This window comes from Algoriphagus aestuariicola, from assembly GCF_017254835.1.
Classification (GTDB): Bacteria; Bacteroidota; Bacteroidia; order Cytophagales; family Cyclobacteriaceae; genus Algoriphagus; species Algoriphagus aestuariicola.
In genome coordinates this window covers 668,604-687,307 of record NZ_JAFKCW010000001.1, presented here as the reverse complement: position 1 = coordinate 687,307, position 18,704 = coordinate 668,604, and the positions used below count along the sequence as shown (strand labels likewise).

Sequence of the window (18,704 nt, the reverse complement as noted above, 5' to 3'; positions counted from 1 at the left end):
CTTCGTACTTCTAATCTAATTTTAGCACCGCCATAAACGCTTCCTGAGGAATTTCGACGTTGCCGACCTGTCTCATTCGCTTTTTGCCTTTTTTCTGCTTCTCGAGAAGTTTTCTCTTTCGGGAAATATCGCCACCATAACACTTGGCCAAAACGTTTTTGCGAAGCGCTTTGACAGTTTCCCTTGCAATGATCTTTTGGCCAATAGCCGCTTGTATGGCTATCTCAAACATCTGGCGTGGCACGAGTTCCTTCAGCTTTTCGCAGAGTCTCTTGCCCCATTCATAGGCTTTGTCCCGGTGAACGATGGCAGATAAGGCATCTACCGCCTCGCCATTCAACATGATGTCAAGTCGCACCATGTGGGACTGCTGGAAGCCTTTCAATTCGTAATCCAGCGATGCGTATCCTCGGGAGATGGTCTTCAGCCTGTCGAAAAAGTCAAAGACAATCTCAGCCAAAGGCATGTCAAACTGCAACTCCACCCGCTCGGAAGTCAGGTAAACTTGGTTTTTGATCTGTCCGCGCTTGTCCATGCACAGCTGTATGACAGGACCAACGTATTCGGATGCGGTGATAATCGAGGCTTTGACAAAAGGCTCTTCAATATGCTTAAACCGCGTAGGATCCGGCATGTCGGAGGGAGCGTTGATGACCTGATACTCGTCGTTGGTCATCAGTGCCCGAAACTGAACTGATGGAACGGTAGTGATCACCGTCATGTCGAACTCTCGCTCTAAACGCTCCTGTACGATCTCCATATGCAGCATGCCTAGGAACCCGCAACGGAAACCAAAACCCAATGCGGCGGAAGTTTCCGGTTCCCACACGAGCGAGGCATCATTCAGTTGGAGTTTCTCCATCGAAGCGCGCAACTCTTCAAATTCAGTGGTATCCACCGGATAAATTCCCGCGAACACCATTGGCTTGACGTTTTCAAAACCTTTGATAGCCTCAGCGCAGGGGTTCTTCACGTGCGTAATCGTATCACCCACTGCCACTTCTTTGGCCACTTTGATCCCAGAGATCAGATAGCCTACGTTGCCGGCACTCATGGTCTGTTGCGGAATCTGATTGATCCCCAAGATGCCGATTTCGTCTGCGTAATATTCCTTTCCTGTGTTGACGAATTTGATTTTGTCGCCTTTATTGATCGTGCCGTTGAAAATTCGGAAGATTACCTCCACACCACGGAAGGAGTTGAATTGAGAGTCGAAAATCATCGCCTGCAGCGGGGCGGCGGGATCGCCTTTTGGCGGGGGGATGTTTTCGATCACCTTCGCCAAAATATCCTCTATTCCAATTCCTTCCTTGCCTGAAGCCAAGACGATGTCCTCGCGGTCGCAGCCCAGCAGGTCGATCACCTCATCAGCCACCACCTCGGGATCCGCCCCAGGAAGGTCAATCTTGTTCAAAACCGGAATGATCTCCAAGTCATGGTTCAGCGCCAAATACAGGTTGGAAATAGTCTGGGCTTCCACGCCTTGTGAAGCATCGACGATCAAAAGCGCGCCTTCGCAGGCCGCAATCGAGCGGGAAACCTCATAGGAAAAATCGACGTGTCCCGGGGTGTCTATCAGGTTGAGAATATACTCTTCGCCCTTGTAGTCGTATTTCATCTGGATCGCGTGCGACTTGATCGTGATGCCCCTCTCACGCTCCAAATCCATGTCGTCCAACAACTGATTTTGCATTTCACGGTCTGAGACCGTGTTGGTAGTCTGCAACAACCTATCCGCCAATGTACTCTTCCCATGGTCGATATGGGCGATGATACAGAAATTTCTGATGTTCTTCATAAGCATTCGTGGCGCAAAAGTAGTAAAAAATACAGGATCATCAGAAGCTATTTTGGCGTGACCGAGGGTATTTCGTGCTCGCAAGAAGGCGCGATCTGCAGATCCCAATCTGCGTATTCCCAGGCATTTCAATCGCAGGTGAGTAGTGATTTCAAAGTCAATCCACAACAAAGGCCGAAAATTCGTTTCCCTGAGTCCATCATCGCCTTAACTTTGCGCAGCCAAATCCCACAGAAATGAAATCCGTCGCTGATCGCAAAAAGTCCCAAAATATAGGCGAGTACCTGATTTACATGTACCAAATGGAAGACCTGATTCGCTCTTATCGTGGAAACATGGACGAAATTCGTCAATACGTGGTGTCGCACTATCCGGTTTCCGACGATGAAAAATCAGAGATCACTGCTTGGCTAGAGTCCATCCTGGAAAAGATGAAAAACCAGGAGATATTGGAAAAAGGACACCTGAAGGAGCTCAATGATCTGGTGGAAAACCTGGCGAACCTACACTGGAAGCTACTCAAGATTGACCGGGCCTACTTTGACACCTATAATAAAGCAAAGCCTTTTATCCTTGATGCCATCATGGAAGCCAATGGGGTAGACCCTGGGAATGAGATACAGATTTGCCTGAATGGCGTGTACGGGCTTTTGCTAAACAGGCTTTTGGGTGGAAAAGTGGAAGATAGACGCCTCAAGGCCGCCGAGGCTTTTGGCGAAGTGCTCAGCCTGCTAAACTTCAACTACCAGCAACGGATCTTCATGTCTCCCAATTGAGCGCTTGCTGACTCGATTCCTGAGCTTGTCGGCAAAAAATCCAGACGCTAATGGAAATTGCTTCCCACATCTCGCTAGTCCTTTGTATTTTAAGGCTTACAATGACCAGCCAGGATGACTTTTTACCAACTGCCGATTAACCAACTGTTTAAGGAATTCAACTCAAAAAAAGACGGGCTGAGCGACGCTGAGGCCGAAAACCGACTGAAGGAGCTTGGTCCAAATTCGTTGGAGGAAAAGAAGAAAAAGCCGGTTTGGCTACTTTTTCTGAATCAGTTTAAGGATTTCATGATCCTGATTCTCGCCGCAGCGGCGGTGATTTCGGGTGTGGTGGGTGACCTCACTGACACGATCATCATCCTCGTTATCATCTTTCTCAATGCGGTACTGGGCTTTGTGCAGGAGTTTAGGGCGGAAAAGGCGATGGAATCGCTCAAAAAACTCACCGAAATCCAAACCAAAGCCATACGAAACGGCCATTCCCAATCCCTTCCGTCCAAATCGCTGGTTCCAGGTGACGTGGTCTTACTCGAAGCCGGTAATATGGTGCCCGCAGACATCCGACTCTTTGAAACCTTTTCACTGAAAATTGACGAATCCTCACTTACGGGTGAGTCGGTGCCCATTGACAAATCTTCCAACCCGATCTCCGCCGAAAATGTGGCGGCGGGAGACCAGGTCAACATGGCATTTAAGGGAACTCTCATTACCAACGGCCGCGGAACAGGCCTGGTCGTCGGCACAGGCATGAAGACGGAGATTGGAAAGATCGCCGGCCTGCTGCAAGAAGAAACCCCTGTGACTCCATTGCAGCAACGGATGGCGCGTTTTGGGAAGGTGATCTCGTACCTTATTTTGGGGATCTGTGCGCTGCTCTTTTTGGCTGGCTGGGCCAGGGGAGAAAATATCTACCAGGTCCTGCTGTTGTCTGTAAGTCTAGCCGTCGCAGCAATCCCTGAAGCCTTGCCCGCGCTGATCACCATTGCTTTATCCCTGGGCGCAGGGAGATTGGCAAAGAAAAATGCACTGATCCGCAAGCTTCCCGCGGTAGAAAGCCTTGGCTCTGTCACCTACATCTGCACGGACAAGACAGGTACCCTGACCCAAAACAAAATGACGGTCGTCGAAGTGGATGAAAAAAGTGAAAAGCCTCTCTCGCCCGACATATCCAATCTCCAACTTGGAATGGCGCTATGCCACGACGTGCTTCTCGACAAGGGCGGAATGCCGGAGGGTGAAGCCACCGAACTGGCGCTGGTGGAGTACCTGTTGCGTGAAACGTCTATGGATCAATATCAGAAAATCGCCCAGGAATTTCCTCGTGTAGGCGAAGTCCCCTTTGACTCCGATCGAAAGAGAATGAGCACGCTGCATCAGTTTGGAGAGCAAGTACTGGTTCTCAGTAAAGGCGCCTCCGAGGCCATTGCCGCTATTCTGAAAAATCAGGATTCCGCCGAGGAGCTAAAGACCTCTTCCGAAAAATGGGCTCAGGAAGGCGAACGCGTGCTGGCTTTCGCCGGAAAAGTGATCCCTGAGCTTCCGACTGAGATCGAGTGGGAAAAGCTCGAGACAGAGCTGGAATATTTTGGAAAAACGGGACTCATCGACCCTCCCAGGGAAGCGGTGAAGAAATCCATTGAGGAATGCAAAACAGCCGGAATCAAGCCCGTGATGATCACTGGAGACCATCCCGCGACTGCCAAAGCGATTGCGGAAGAAGTGGGAATATGGCATGAAGGCGACTTGGTACTGATCGGAACTGAACTTGCCAAGCTGGACGACGGGGAGTTTGCGAACAAAGTAGAAAAAGTCACCGTCTATGCCCGGGTGGCCCCTGAGCAAAAACTGAGAATTGTACAGGCTTTGCAGGCAAAAGGGCACTTTGCGGCCATGACTGGAGATGGGGTAAATGACGCCCCCTCTCTCAAAGCCGCCACGATTGGAGTCGCAATGGGCATAGCTGGAACGGATGTGAGCAAGGAGGCAGCCCACCTCATCCTCCTGGACGACAACTTTTCTACCATTGTGAAGGCGGTGAAAGAGGGCCGCAGGATATATGACAACATCCGCAAATTCATCAAGTATATCATGACCTGCAACGGAGCGGAGATCTGGGTCATTGGACTAGCCCCGTTTTTGGGTTTGCCCAATCCGCTCCTACCCATCCATATCCTCTGGATCAACTTGGTTACTGACGGACTTCCCGCACTGGCATTGGCAAGCGAAAAACCCGAAAAAGACCTGATGAAACGCCCGCCACGACCGCCGAAGCAAAACCTCTTTGCCGAAGGCGTGGGCTATCATATTGTATGGGTTGGGATACTGATGGCTACTGTTACCTTATTCACCCAATTTTGGGCGATCCGCCAAGACTGGCATTGGCAGACGATGGTCTTTTCGGTGCTCTCGTTCTCCCAGCTCGCCCACGTGATGGCGGTGCGCAGTGATCGAACCTTTCTCTACAAGCAGGGTCTGCTGAGCAACAAGCCGCTGCTCCTTTCAGTAGCATTTACCCTGGCTCTCCAGTTTGCGGTGATTTACGTTCCTTGGTTCAATGAAATATTCCGCACCCAGCCTCTGGACCTAATTGAATTGGTCTTTTGTGGAGGAATGGCCCTGATCGTCTTTCATGCAGTGGAATTGGAAAAATGGATCAGGGGGAAAATCAAAAAATAAAGCCTTCCCTTATTTTTTCTCACGGCATGCCTCGGCCAGAATCTAAGTAGGGGAAACCATTTTTTTGTTCGAGTCACGCTACCAGTCCCACAAACCGGATTTTGTTCTTTGAACTTTCTATCTATATTCCCAAAAACAGTCACTCCAAGAAACCCGCCCGCGTGATCCAAGAAAAAAACGTCGAAGAAAAAGTTGAAAAACTGCCCAGGAATCTGGGATTTTGGGGAATCTGGATGCTGGTGGTGAATGGGCTGATCGGCGCTGGGATTTTTGGTCTTCCAAGCGGCGCTTACGCCCTTGCCGGCGAATACAGCATCTTTATCTACGGTTTTTGTGCGCTTCTGATGCTCCCCGTGATCCTTTGCTTTGCGGAATTGGGCAGCTACTTCCGAGGCACAGGCGGCCCCATTCGCTACGGAACCTTAGCATTTGGAACCTTTATTGGATTTCAGGGTGGCTGGCTCTACTACCTTGCTCGGTTGATTTCATTTTCCGCCAACACGGTTTTGCTTACTGACAGCATCGCCTACTTCTTTACTCCCGCTGGAATCGGTACCGGCAGACTGGCTACGCTCGCACTCGTATGCATTGGACTGAGCCTGGTCAACGTATTGGGTTCCCTGGAGTCTATACGATCCATGACACTGGTCACAATCATCAAATTTGCCGTGCTGATTCTCCTGCCTATTTGCGGATTTGTTGTCTTGGGCGGGGATGTGACCCCTTCCTTTGATTCGCCAATCCCGAGCACATCCGATTTGGGAAGTGCGGCCTTGCTATTGATTTATGCTTTTGTAGGCTTCGAGGGTGCCGTCGTGCCTGCCGGTGAAGCCAAAACTCCCGAACGTGACATGCCCCTTGGCTTGTTGTTTGGATTGGCTGTCGTCACCGTTCTCTACATGCTGATACAGCTCGTCTCCCAGGCTGCCATTCCAAATCTGGCGGACACTAAAACCCCATTGCTGGATGTTTCCGCATCGCTTTTCGGAGAACTTGGTGCAGTGGTATTGATGATTGGGGTAGTCGCATCTGTGATTGCGAACCTGATTGGATCAATGTTTTCGGCTACCCGGGTGACCTATGCACTGGCTTTGGATGGTTCACTCCCTGGGTGGTTTGGAAAGGTACACTCCCGCTTTCTCACCCCCGCCAACTCCGTGGTCTTCTTCGGCATTTCTGCCTTCCTGCTTTCCTCCTTTGGAACCTTTACCGTGTTAGCGGCAATGACGGTATTGTCCCGGCTTTTTCTCTACATTATGAGCTGCGCCGCGATACCGAAGCTGCGGCCTCAATTCAGGGAGAAAGGAAGATTTATACTCAAGGGAGGCTATGCCATACCGGTCTTGGGTACCCTCGCCTGCCTCTGGCTAATGCTACAGGTTAGTTCGCAGTCCATCTGGATGACCGCAATATTCATTGCAGTGGGAGCAGGCCTTTTCTGGTTGGGCAGAAAGCAAAACAACTCCTAGCCATTTCTTTACATCAAGATTTCGGTTCAAAAGGTCGAAATTCGGATCTTAAACTAATCTCCATGAGCAAGCTTGCCATCAGAACGGTCCTTTTCAGCATGCTGGGAAATGCAGTCCTGGCAGGGATTAAATTTTTGGCGGGGATCTTTGGCAATTCCTATGCATTGATCGCCGACGGAATCGAGTCAACTGTGGATGTGTTTTCTTCTCTTTTGGTCTTGCTGGGATTGAAATATTCCGCGCGTCCGGCAGATGAAAATCACCCCTACGGACATGGGAAAGCCGAGCCTTTGATTACTTTTTTGGTTGTCGCATTCCTGATAATATCAGCATTCACTATCGCGTGGCAAGCGATCCAAAACATCCGAACTCCCCACACGCTTCCTTCGTCATGGACCCTCATAGTCCTTGGAGCGATTATTCTTTGGAAGGAGATCAGCTACCAGTTGGTGATGAATAGAGCCAAGAAGATCATGAGCTCTTCGCTGAAGGCTGAAGCCTGGCATCACCGTTCGGACGCCATCACCTCCATCGCAGCATTTCTGGGTATTTCTGTTGCGATTTTTGGAGGAGAAGGCTTTGAAGTTGCCGATGACTACGCTGCCTTGGTTGCTTGCGGTTTTATACTTTACAATTGTTATGGAATATTCCGACCGGCTTTGGGGGAAGTGATGGATGAAAACAATTACGAAGAACTCACCTTAAAAATCCGGGAGATTTCTTTGCAGGTGAAAGGGATTGAAGGCACAGAAAAGTGCTTTATCCGCAAAGCCGGGATGAAGTACCATGTGGATCTGCACGCCACGGTCAAAGGCGATCTGACCGTAAAAGAAGGCCATAGCATATCCCATAATCTCAAAGACCGACTACGAAAAGAATTGAAGGAATTGGGACATGTGCTGATCCACATCGAACCGGCATGATTTTTCAGATACTTTGATAGACTCCCCAAGAATTCTTTCAAAGCTTTTCTGCCAAAAAAAGAGCCCTCCAAGGATTTAGATTCTCTTGGAGGGCTAACTCGGATCTTCGTAAATCAAAAATCCCAAATCATTAAGTCTTCTATTCCCACTCGATCGTTGCTGGTGGCTTGGAGGAAATGTCGTAGACGACGCGGTTGACTCCTTTTACCCGGTTGATGATTTCGTTGGACATTTTGCCAAGGAATTCATAGGGAAGGTGAATCCAGTCGGCAGTCATGCCGTCCACAGAGCCTACCGCCCTCAGGGCCACGACACGTTCATAGGTTCTCTCGTCACCCATCACGCCGACGGACTGAATAGGAAGTAGGATAGCCCCTGCCTGCCAAACCTGATCGTAGAGTCCATGATCTTTCAATCCTTTAATGAAGATATGATCTACCTCCTGCAGCGTTTTCACTTTCTCCTCGGTGATATCTCCCAAAATCCGAATTGCCAAGCCTGGGCCCGGAAAAGGATGTCTGCCAATGATAGTCTCAACGATTTCCAAGGCACGGCCTACTTCACGCACTTCGTCTTTGAAGAGGGTGTTTAGCGGTTCCACCACGGAAAGCTTCATGAAATCCGGCAAACCACCCACGTTGTGGTGGGATTTGATGGTGGCAGAAGGTCCTTTGACAGAGACAGACTCGATTACGTCTGGGTAAATGGTGCCCTGTCCGAGCCATTTTACGCCCTCTATCTTATGTGATTCGTCATCAAAAACTTCAATGAAAACCCGACCAATTGCCTTTCGTTTCGCTTCCGGATCGGTCAAGCCCGCTAAAGCATCATAAAAGCGTTGCTTAGCATCTACACCAATCACATTCAATCCCATGTGCTTGTAGGAATCAAGCACTTCTTCGAATTCATTTTTGCGCAGCAGTCCATTGTCCACGAAAACGCAAGTCAACTGATCTCCGATCGCACGGTGGATCAAAGTCGCAGCTACTGAGGAGTCAACGCCACCAGAAAGACCCATAACCACTTTGTCAGAACCGATTTTTTCCTTCAGAGCTGCAACCGTGGAATCGATAAAGGTATCGGAAGTCCAATCCTGAGCGCAACCGCAAATGCCTACTACGAAGTTTCTGAGCAGATTCTTGCCTTCCAGGGAGTGGGTCACCTCCGGGTGAAACTGGATACCGTAGGTTTTTTCTCCTTCTATTTTAAAAGCCGCCACACGGACGGAAGAAGTACTTGCAATGACTTCAAATCCAGCCGGAAGCTCTTTGATCGTATCTCCGTGGGACATCCAAACCTGTGAACCATGGGTCATTTCCTTGAGCAGGTCGTGATGAAGATCGATGTGATCCAGATTAGCGCGACCATATTCTCGGATGGTGGATGGCAGCACCTCTCCCCCGTATTTGCTTGCCAAAAGCTGTGCTCCGTAGCACACTCCCAAAAGGGGTAACTTCCCACGTAGCGCGTCAAGATCCAAATTGGGTGCATCGACGTCCCTTACCGAGCATGGGGAGCCGGAAAGGATCACGCCTTTGATGTCGGCGGTGATCTCTGGAACTTTGTTATAGGGGTGGATTTCGCAATAAACGTTCAGTTCTCGGACTCTTCTAGCGATGAGTTGGGTGTACTGGGAACCGAAATCTAGGATGAGGATTTGTTCTGCCATGCGCAAAGGTAAGCAGGTCAGCCAAAATGAGGAAACCTTCCCGAAATATTTCAAAATAATGTTTGGCGAAGAGCATACCCAAAGGGTGGAAGATTTACAATCTGGAAATTGTTTTGAATACGAAATGAATAAACCCCATATCAAAAATCAATAATCCTCGATGACTCTTGGCTTTTCACATCTATTAAGACACTGTAAATCTTATTTTTAACAATTTTTTTGTTAAAGAACAAAAAGCAAATTTTTGACCGAACAAAGTCTTTTTATGTTAAGGCTTTCCAACACTAAACTCTTTTTATCATGAAAGCAACTCAACTCTCACTGGCTATTTTCCTGCTAGTCAGTATTCCATTCGTTTCCTTTGCCCAGGAAAGACCCAAACTCCAATACAGTGTGGGACTGGGGTCCTCCATTGACGCCATGAATTTCCTTTATGGTACAAATTTTACCAACGAACTAAACGTGAGACTTGGAAAGCGAACTTCATTCAATACCGGAATCTCCCTTTACCAATCTTTAGGCAGTTACCGAGATTCAAAATTGGAAGTGGGACAAAAGAACTTGGAGCAGTCCTCTGGGCTATTTGTAACCCCTTCGTTGAAATACGACGTCGTCCAAAGCCCATCGGGATTTAGCTTGGCTTTTTCAGCCGGTCCTTCGCTGCAGCTCGGAGGAGAGACTTTTCTTTTTAATTACAATTTTGACGGAACGCTACCGGAATACCCTACCTATGTCACCAATAAATACCGGCGCGTTGGCCTTTTTGTGGAAATGGAAGCGGAATGGAATTCCAAAAATCCAAACCGAAAAAATGCGGTCAGTCTCTCCGCATTTGGGGCCGACAACGCTATTCCTTGGTATTTACACGCCACCTACAAAATACGATTCGCGCTCGGAAAGAACTGATCAAACTCGTAACTAGCGACGAAAACCCACTGTTTCTACACTTTCTGCATGAAAACCAAAGCTATCCTAACCCTTCTTACGCTTAGCCTAAGCTTCTTTTCTCAAGCCCAGAAATCCCCGATTGATGAAGTGACGCAGCCTTATTTCAAGCTTGTAAGGCCAGAATTCAAAGGCGACTTGGCCTATGAGACCGTGGGGTTTGTGGAAAAATACTGGCGAGTGGCAGGAAACACCGGCTTCAACGAGACCGTCTATCGCATCGCCGAAAAGCTGGAAACTGCCGGGTTTGTCTTGGAGGAAAAAGCGAAAGACTCAGATCGCCTCACCTACCAAATTGAAACCCGAAAGATGGATCGGCCGACTTGGGAGCCTGTCTCCGCATCTCTGAAGATTCTTGGAAGCGATGAAGTGCTGCTTTCCTCCGAGACCAATCGAAACATGACGTATCAGTATGCCAGTTCGACTCCAACTGAGGGGGTACGCGGAGAAGTGGTCTACATAGCATCCAAGGAAGAGCTTGATTCGAAAGAGCTGTCTGGTAAAATTGTCTTTTCCGATAAGGTCGCCTATCGAAACCTCCAAGCCGCTGTAAAGGAAAAAGGCGCTTTGGGAATATTGTCCTACGACATGCCCAGCTACTTGCAGCCGGAGAAAAACACCACTTCTATCCAGTTTCGCGGGCTGCGTTACGATCCAGAGCATCCAACTTGGGCGATTGCGCTCTCTTTCGAAGCCAAAGAAAAACTCAAAGCTGCTCTAGCAAAAGGCAAAGTTGAAGTACTAGCAAAGGTCCAAACGAAGATTTATGATTCGGAGGAACTCACCGTCGTCGCCAACGTGAAAGGAAGCGAGCTACCACTGGAAAGCCTCGTTTTTTCCGCGCATATCCAAGAGCCCGGCGCCAATGACAACGCAACCGGCGTAGGCACCCAGCTGGAGATGGCGTCGATCACAGCTTACTTAATGCAAAAAGGCAAACTGGATCTGAAGCGCACACTGACTTTCCTTTGGGGAGACGAGATTATTTCGACAAGACGGTATATCCAAGAAGAGGAAAAGCGGGAACCCGAGATCAAATGGGGTATTTCTTTGGACATGGTGGGTGAAAACACGGATGTCACTGGAGGCACTTTCTTGATTGAAAAAATGCCAGACCCGAGCGCGGTCTGGACTCGTGGTGAGGAAAAACACAGCGAATGGGGCGGAGAACCACTGACCAAAGAACAGATGAAGCCGCATTACTTCAACGATTTTATCCTTACCAACTTCAAAGCCCAAGGAGAATTTGCCAATTGGGTGGTCAAGACCAACCCTTTTGAGGGAGGTTCGGACCACACGCCTTTCCTTCAGGCAAACATTCCGGGACTCTTGCTTTGGCACTTTACCGACCAGTTTTATCACACCGACAATGACCGTCTGGACAAGGTTTCACAAAAAACGATGGTCAATGTAGGTGCCGCAGCCTTGGTCTCAGCTTACACCTTACTCAATGCTGACAATAAAACTGCGGAAAAGATGCTGGAAATGCTGGTAGTAGAAGCGACCGATCGACTAACTATCGAAAGCCAACTTAGCAAAGCTGCCATAGCTGCCGGGGCAAATGCCGATGCAGAACAAGAAATTTTGGAAATCTGGTTAGACTACTATATCAAGGCGATTGACACGGTCAGCGATCTGGTGCCGGAGGGAGATGAAAAGACGGAGAAAAAGATTGAGATGGCGAAAGTTCTGCTCCGCGCTCACTCGGCCACAATGGTAAAGGTAAGCGAATAGAACCGCAAAGTTTTCCCTGCGCCTTCGCGTCTTTGCGAGCAAAAAAAACATTTCTATCGGACCAACTCAAAAGCCCTTCTGGGATTCTCGACCAGCAAAAGTTTAAAGTCCGAATCGGAAAAACCTTTGGTTTTAAGGGCTGGGATCAGTTTTTCAAAGATGTTGGTAAAGGGCTGAAAGTCGCCTCCACCAGCTTTGGAGGGATCGTACCAGCCTGCATCGTGGGAAATTAGTAGTTGAGGGAGAATGCCTTTTTCCTTTCCATAGACCAAGCGATCCATGTATTCTTCCACTCCCCAACCTATCCCGTCCAAACTTATCCAAACTCCCATTTCAGCAGCTTTTTGATAGTTTTCAAAATCCGCTTCCGCCTGCGCATGCACCCAAACAAAAGCTGAGGGCTTCACTCCCATCTTCTCCAGAATCTCGACCTCCTGTCTAGCGGTCGCCCAAGTCCCGGTGTGGGAGGCGATCTGAAGGCCAGTTCGCTGATGCGTGAGGGCCGCAGCACGAACCAGCTTGGCATCAACCGCTCTGAGCGTATCGGCTTCATTGACCGAGATTTTTATAAAGCCCGGTTTGACCCCGGTTCCTTCTATTCCATTCTCAAACTCGTCCACCCACCTTTCTGCCAATTCCTCAGCTGTCTCGGAAAAAGCATGGGGAGGAAGGTATTTTCCTCCAACCGCACCGTAGTAACCTGTGTTGGTCACGATGCGGATTCCAGACTTTTCGGTGAGTTCCCGGAGTAAAAGCGGATCCTTCGCCAAGTAGGAAGGCGTGCAATCAAAGATGGTTTTCACTCCATATTGCTTCACCTCCAAAAGGTAAGGCAAAACTTTGGCGACCACCGAATCCCGGTTCCATCGCTCATTGGAGACCGAATCCGCGCCTATAAAATCCACCAGCATGTGCTCATGGATCAGGGTCAATCCCATGGAATCGATGGGAAAACTGCCGGTGACGGTGTTGAAGTAGGAGTCGTGGGATTTTGTCTGGGTGCAAGAGACAACCAGAAGGATGGAAAAAAGAGAGAACAGACATCTAGATCGCATGGCTAAATCTACCTATTTCAGTTTAAAGAAATATTGGATTCCGGATCAATTGATTCACATAATTGACTTCATCGCTTTCCCCATTTTTAATGGCGCTGGAGCAAAAAAAACCGAGCTTTCTAGCCCGGTTTTACTTCTTATCGCTTCAGCCTTATTTTTCAAGACTGATATAATTCAAAAATTCGTTTCGGCTTTGCTCCTCCCGCTCAAATTTGCCTGAGTAGAAGGATGTCACTGTGGTGCTGTTGGTATCCTGCACCCCACGGGAGCTCACACACATATGATAGGCATCCATGATCACCGCCACATCCTCGGTTCCCAAGGCAGATTTGAGCTCATTACCGATCTGCATGGTCAGCCTCTCCTGTACCTGCGGACGCTTGGCGTAATATTGTACGATGCGGTTGATTTTGGAAAGCCCAATCACATGTCCATTGGAGATGTAGGCCACGTGGGCTTTGCCATAGATCGGCACGAAATGATGCTCGCAATGGGAATGGAAGGTGATGTCCTTCTCTACCAGCATCTCGTTGTACTTGAATTTATTCTCAAAAAGCTTGGCCGCGGGCTTGTTTTTTGGATTCAAGCCGCTGAACACTTCTTTCACATACATCTTTGCGACGCGATGGGGAGTGCCTTTTAGGCTGTCGTCGGAAAGATCCAGCCCGAGTATGTTCATGATTTCCCTGAAATGCTTCTCGATCAGTTCGATCTTCAGCTCGTCAGTCATTGCAAAAGCATCTTCCCGAAGGGGGGTTTCGAGAGAGGAACCCACGTGTTCTTCACCGATTTCATCGAAGGAAGTACGTGTCAGGTCAATTCCCATCGTATTCAACAAAGTTCCTTTCTGTTTCATAGAGCCGAATTGTTAATTCGAATTTCCGATCAATTTTTTCCCTCAAAATATTCCAAATAACCACTGCAATGTTTTCGGCAGAGGGATTGAGATTCTTGAATTCATCGGTATCCAGGTTTAAATTTTTATGGTCAAACTTTCGTAAAACATGCTCTTTGACCAAGTCGCTGAGCACCTTCATATCAAACACGTATCCGGTATCCGGATCGATCTCTCCCCTGAGTTTTACGACCAATTCATAATTATGGCCGTGGAAACTGGGATTGTTGCACTTGCCAAAAACGGCCTCGTTCTTCTCATCAGACCAAACGGGATTGTAAAGACGATGCGCAGCGTTGAAGTGTTCCTTCCGATATACCGATACTTTCATGAATGGGTGAAACAACCGTCTTTCGACTTTTGTTTTCGATTTTGAATTTTTGTCCGCTTTTATGGTTCTGCGGAAGAGAGAACGGCAAAATTACAGAATTAATGTTGTGTATTAAAATCTACCCTGCCGACATGAAAACCGAAAGCTAGTGCCGGATGGTTCCCCACAGGTTTTCACATCTTTTAATGCCAATTTATAAGAACTTGACAACTAGCTCGTTTGAATCATTGGAATATGATCCTAAATTTGCAGATTCACCCTATTAGCGTATGAGTTATCAGTCCTTGGTTATTACCTTCTTGCTATTTATAAGCATTTTCCCCAAACCGAACTTCTCGGAAGACAAGCCCAATACAAGTCCCGACGTCGATCCAGCGACCCTTATCTATGAGGGATTGAAGGGCGAAAACGCCAGTCTACCGTCCAAGGAAGTCTTTTCCCTTGCGATTCAGGGCTGGAGTAAAATGAAGGAAAATCTTAAATCAAAAGTCCTGACGGTAATAGACTTTAGCCTACCCTCGACGACCAAGCGCATGTGGATAATCGATCCTGAAAAGGGTGAAATCCTCCTCCATTCGGTGGTGTCGCACGGAAGAAATTCAGGCGAGCTGATGGCCAAGTCCTTTTCCAACCAACCGGAATCGTACAAAAGCAGTTTGGGATTTTATACCACCGCAGAGACATACAATGGCAAGCATGGCTATTCCCTGCGACTTGACGGCTTGGAAAAAGGTTTTAACGACCAAGCCCGAAACCGCGCAATAGTCATCCATGGAGCCGACTACGCACGGGAAGAATTTGCGGCATCGGTGGGAAGATTAGGCCGAAGTCTGGGTTGCCCAGCGCTTCCAAGCGAGCTCTCTGCCAAAGCTATCAACCTGATCAAAGATGGGTCCTTGCTTTTCATCTTTGGAAAAGACCAAAACTACCTTTCCAAATCAAGCCTGATCAAGGCTTGATTTTTTGCTCCGCAAAGCTTTCAGAAGCGTGGCGTCCCGTCCATAGACATCCGATCTGAAATTGGCTTTTCCGTCTTTACCTGCCCAAAAGGTCATATAGAGCAAGACTACTGGGATTTTACGGTCCAAATTCACGGTCTGCTCCTCGCCTTTACTCATCGCTTCCAGGATTTTTTCTTCGCTCCACTCCGGATCGTCCAACAAAACCCTAGCAAATTGGTCCGGATGCTGGATCCGAATGCAGCCGTGGCTCAAAGCCCTGGTTTCTTTCTCAAAAAGACTTCTAGCCGGCGTGTCGTGAATGTAGATGTTGTATTCGTTGGGAAACATAAACTTCACCAATCCCAAGGAATTGTCCCCGCCAGGTTTTTGACGGATGCGGTAGCCTTCCGATTTGGACCAATTGACCCTAGAAGCTTTCACAAGCTCTCCCTTCTCGTCGACCACTTCCATGTTCTTCTCGGAGAGGTAGTCGGGATTTTTTTGCACGGCTGGGACGATCTCATCAGCGGTGATGGATGGCGGGACGTTCCAGTAAGGGCTAAATACAATATAACTCATCGGCGCAGCAAAGGATGGAGACTCGTTGTATTCTTTGCCGACAATGACTTTAGCAGTGAATGCCGTGTCAGAATCTTGAAGATAGTCCAGCTGATAGTTGGCTACATTCACCAAGACCATTTCCTGCGCCCAGTCTATCTCCGGCATCCAGCGCAGACGTTCCATATTCACCGAGGCGATGTCTATGAAATCCTGGGGGGATTTGTTGAGCGACTCGGCGACCAAGGCCCCGATCACCCCATCGGGCTTCATTCCGTTTGAGGCCTGATACTTTTGAAGTCCTGCAAACATGGTCGAGTCAAAATGCGTCGGCTCATCAGCGTCATAAGGCTTCAGAAAATCCCAAAATACCAGACGCTTCCGCAATATGGGTATCGCAGGATGCTTTTCTCCCACTTTGATGGCTCCATCCACCCGCGCAAAGTCCCATTCCAGCGTGTCGGTTTGTTGAATTTCATAGAGCTCTTTGATAGCCTCCCTCCCCTTGGCGTAGAGGTCCGAGGTGGGATATAGCTTCGCAAAGGCTTTGTCCACAGATCCTCCATCCGCTATATCTTCCAGCAACTTAAGATAATCAGAGTCCGTCTTTTTCTCCTCAAATCTCCAGCTGGAATCCAATGCCGAGGGATTGACTTTCCCCTTTTCCAAATCGTGGGCAAGCATGAAAAAACCGTCGGTTAGAAGAAGCTCCAACCTCACCTTTTCTCCATCAGATAGGTTGCGAAACTTCTTTTTGTCCTTTTTGGGATTGGACGAGAGTGCAATGATCTCTTCCAAATGGTAGTCGCTTGGCTGAAGTCCGTCGTACTTGGAATCCTCGATTTGCTCCAGGAGATGCTTCCCTTTTGCCGAGAGACCGTTTCCGTCAAGCCAGATGCTCTCAAATTCCCTGGACGCGTAGAAGGATCGGATTTGGTCAGTCTGTCCCGACTCCAATAAGTTCGTATCCTCGCTTAGGAGACTCTGCTCCAGCTCGGCAGATATTTCGGGATCTGAGTTTCCCAGAATCCAGAAAAGTCCGACAACTAAAACAATGGCGGCTGCGATCGGAATGACAATCTTCTTGTTCATAAAAGGCTGTTTGGTATCACGCTCTCCCTTTCAAAGTCCGTACACAAGGTGACAGAACTGTAAGCAACAAGACACAATACATTAGACCACAGCCGATTACGAAAATCCATTCTCGACAACCATTAAGAAGTGAGGCTAGAAAACGAGGTCAATTTTTCCCACAATGAGAAAAACTCCACAGCAAATGCCGACGGTCTATTGCTTCAATGCCGCCAAGACCTCCGCATCCCGGTCATAGATATCCTGTCTGAAGTGCGCTTGTCCCTTGGAGTCCGCCCAAAAGGTGAGGTAAAGCAGCACTACGGGAATCTTGCGTGGCAGGCTGACGATTTGCTCTTTGTTCTGGTGCATGGCCTGGTCGATTTTCTCCGCCGTCCAGCTAGGATCGGCTTTGAGCAAGGTCTGGGCAAACAGGGCCGGGTTTTCCAACCGGATACACCCATGACTCAAAGCCCTGTCCTCCCTGGAAAAAAGCGAGCGCGAAGGTGTATCGTGTATGTATACGTTGTGGTTGTTAGGAAACATAAACTTGACCAAGCCAAGGGAATTGCTGCCGCCTGGCTTTTGCCGTATCATGTACGGAAAACTCTTCGCTGACCAATTGATACTGGCAGGATCCACCTGTTTTCCTGAAAACGTTACCACGTCCATGTTCTTTTGACTGAGGTAGCTGGGATTCCTTCGGACAGCGGGAATAATTTCCTTTCTCGCTATCGAAGGAGGAATATTCCAGTATGGGCTAAAAACAATATAGCTCATTTGGGCGGTGAAGATCGGAGACTCGTGATACAGTTTTCCTACAATCACCCTTGCCGAAAACAGGGTATCCAGCTTATCCACGTAGTCCAACTGGTAATTGGCGATATTGACCAAAATCAATTCCAGGTTTTGAACCGTGTCTGGCAGCCAGCGAAGACGTTCCAAATTTACTGCGGCCTTTTCCATCAACAGCGCCGGTGAGGCGTTTAGGCCAATGGCCGTATTCTTGCCGATCACCCCATCGGGTTCCATGCCATTTCTCAATTGAAATTCTTTGACACCCAGAAACATGGTCGAATCATATAGCTTCGGATCCAATACCGACTGGCTTTTGGCATAGCCCCAATAGTTGAGACGCTCGCGCAAAACCGGAATGGCGGCATGGCTTTCGCCTACTTTGATTGCCTTGTCCAGTTTGACAGCCTTCCAGTCCAGCGTATCGGCCTTGGCGCGCTCGTCCATCACTCTCAGTACTTCTCGTCCCTTTTTATAGATGGTGAATTTTGGATAAAGGCTTTCCAGATTCTGCCTAACCTCTCCCTTTGCAATAGCCTCGTTCAAGAGATCCAAGTAGCTTGTTCGGGATGTCTTGCGTGCGATCTCCCAATCGCCGTTTAATTTTGCAGGATCTACCTTTCCCAGCTCGAGGTCTTCGGCAAGTTTAAAAAAGGCATCGGTCAGGAGCAGTTCCAAGGCGACTAGCTCTCCAGCCTCGTTGGGTTTCTTCGCGGCTTTGTTTGCTTCAAAGGTTTGGAAGTAGGCATCAATCAACGCCAGATGGTAATCTTCCGGTACCAGACCATCAAATTTCGCCTGCCGAATTTCGAACCGCATCTCATAAGCCAATTCCAAAAGAATTCCATTTCTAGACCAAACCTCCTCGAAATCCCTGTCCGCATAAAATCTATGGACGAGCACGTCGCTTTCCAACACCCTGCCGGAAACCTCCAACTTTTCGGTCGGATTCTCAAGCTCAAGCTTCGTCCTTAAAAGGGCGGCAATGGGATCAGATTCAATACTTTGAAAGGCAAAAACTGCGGAAGAAGCAATAAAAAACAATAAAACTAAAAATATCTTTTGCAT

General features: G+C 48.5%; 14 protein-coding genes. 7 read left to right on the top strand and 7 right to left on the bottom strand.

Features of this window, described 5'->3' with window-relative positions:
- Positions 1-10: 10 nt before the first annotated feature.
- Complete coding sequence (gene lepA, locus J0A67_RS02910; protein ID WP_241265046.1) at positions 11-1,798, bottom strand: translation elongation factor 4; 1,788 nt, start codon at positions 1,796-1,798, stop codon at positions 11-13.
- A 236-nt stretch (positions 1,799-2,034) separates the two neighbouring features.
- Here lepA and J0A67_RS02905 point away from each other — a divergent pair, with 236 nt between their 5' ends.
- From J0A67_RS02905 to J0A67_RS02890, 4 genes are all read left to right on the top strand, one after another.
- Positions 2,035-2,574 carry a DUF4924 family protein gene (locus J0A67_RS02905; RefSeq protein ID WP_206567766.1) on the top strand — a complete coding sequence of 180 codons (540 nt, stop codon included), beginning with the start codon at positions 2,035-2,037 and terminating at the stop codon, positions 2,572-2,574.
- A 114-nt stretch (positions 2,575-2,688) separates the two neighbouring features.
- Complete coding sequence (locus J0A67_RS02900; protein ID WP_206567765.1) at positions 2,689-5,250, top strand: cation-translocating P-type ATPase; 2,562 nt, start codon at positions 2,689-2,691, stop codon at positions 5,248-5,250.
- A gap of 161 nt (positions 5,251-5,411) precedes the next feature.
- Positions 5,412-6,719 carry an APC family permease gene (locus J0A67_RS02895; protein ID WP_317195036.1) on the top strand — a complete coding sequence of 436 codons (1,308 nt, stop codon included), beginning with the start codon at positions 5,412-5,414 and terminating at the stop codon, positions 6,717-6,719.
- A 62-nt stretch (positions 6,720-6,781) separates the two neighbouring features.
- A complete protein-coding gene (locus J0A67_RS02890; RefSeq protein WP_206567764.1) occupies positions 6,782-7,642 on the top strand; it encodes a cation diffusion facilitator family transporter in 861 nt (286 codons plus the stop codon).
- Between the two features lie 139 nt (positions 7,643-7,781).
- On the opposite strand, the gene guaA is transcribed toward J0A67_RS02890, so the two are convergent.
- Complete coding sequence (guaA, locus tag J0A67_RS02885) at positions 7,782-9,311, bottom strand: glutamine-hydrolyzing GMP synthase (RefSeq protein WP_206567763.1); 1,530 nt, start codon at positions 9,309-9,311, stop codon at positions 7,782-7,784.
- A gap of 300 nt (positions 9,312-9,611) precedes the next feature.
- Between guaA and J0A67_RS02880 the strand changes: the two genes are divergently transcribed.
- Together J0A67_RS02880 and J0A67_RS02875 are read left to right on the top strand one after the other, a co-directional pair.
- Positions 9,612-10,217, top strand: a complete 606-nt coding sequence (locus J0A67_RS02880) for a hypothetical protein (RefSeq protein ID WP_206567762.1) — start codon at positions 9,612-9,614, stop codon at positions 10,215-10,217.
- Positions 10,218-10,265: 48 nt separating this feature from the next.
- Positions 10,266-11,990, top strand: a complete 1,725-nt coding sequence (locus J0A67_RS02875) for a M28 family peptidase (RefSeq protein WP_206567761.1) — start codon at positions 10,266-10,268, stop codon at positions 11,988-11,990.
- A 53-nt stretch (positions 11,991-12,043) separates the two neighbouring features.
- On the opposite strand, the gene J0A67_RS02870 is transcribed toward J0A67_RS02875, so the two are convergent.
- The 3 genes from J0A67_RS02870 to J0A67_RS02860 form a co-directional block, all read right to left on the bottom strand.
- Entirely contained in the window at positions 12,044-13,045 is a 1,002-nt protein-coding gene (locus tag J0A67_RS02870) for a phosphotriesterase family protein (RefSeq protein WP_206567760.1), read from the bottom strand.
- A gap of 151 nt (positions 13,046-13,196) precedes the next feature.
- Positions 13,197-13,901, bottom strand: a complete 705-nt coding sequence (gene folE, locus J0A67_RS02865; RefSeq protein ID WP_206567759.1) for a GTP cyclohydrolase I FolE — start codon at positions 13,899-13,901, stop codon at positions 13,197-13,199.
- The gene (locus J0A67_RS02860) at positions 13,861-14,271 is read right to left on the bottom strand and encodes a 6-pyruvoyl trahydropterin synthase family protein (protein ID WP_206567758.1); all 411 of its coding nucleotides are present in this window, start codon (positions 14,269-14,271) and stop codon (positions 13,861-13,863) included. Before J0A67_RS02860 ends, folE begins: the two co-directional genes overlap by 41 nt.
- Before the next feature lie 269 nt (positions 14,272-14,540).
- On the opposite strand from J0A67_RS02860, the gene J0A67_RS02855 reads away from it, so the two are divergent.
- Positions 14,541-15,230 (top strand): murein L,D-transpeptidase catalytic domain family protein, encoded by a 690-nt coding sequence (locus tag J0A67_RS02855; RefSeq protein ID WP_206567757.1) that lies wholly within the window; start codon positions 14,541-14,543, stop codon positions 15,228-15,230.
- Here J0A67_RS02855 and J0A67_RS02850 read toward each other — a convergent pair.
- Positions 15,210-16,862 (bottom strand): L,D-transpeptidase family protein, encoded by a 1,653-nt coding sequence (locus tag J0A67_RS02850; RefSeq protein WP_206567756.1) that lies wholly within the window; start codon positions 16,860-16,862, stop codon positions 15,210-15,212. The two genes, J0A67_RS02855 and J0A67_RS02850, sit on opposite strands and share 21 nt — an antisense overlap.
- A gap of 195 nt (positions 16,863-17,057) precedes the next feature.
- Positions 17,058-18,704 (bottom strand): L,D-transpeptidase family protein, encoded by a 1,647-nt coding sequence (locus tag J0A67_RS02845; protein ID WP_206567755.1) that lies wholly within the window; start codon positions 18,702-18,704, stop codon positions 17,058-17,060.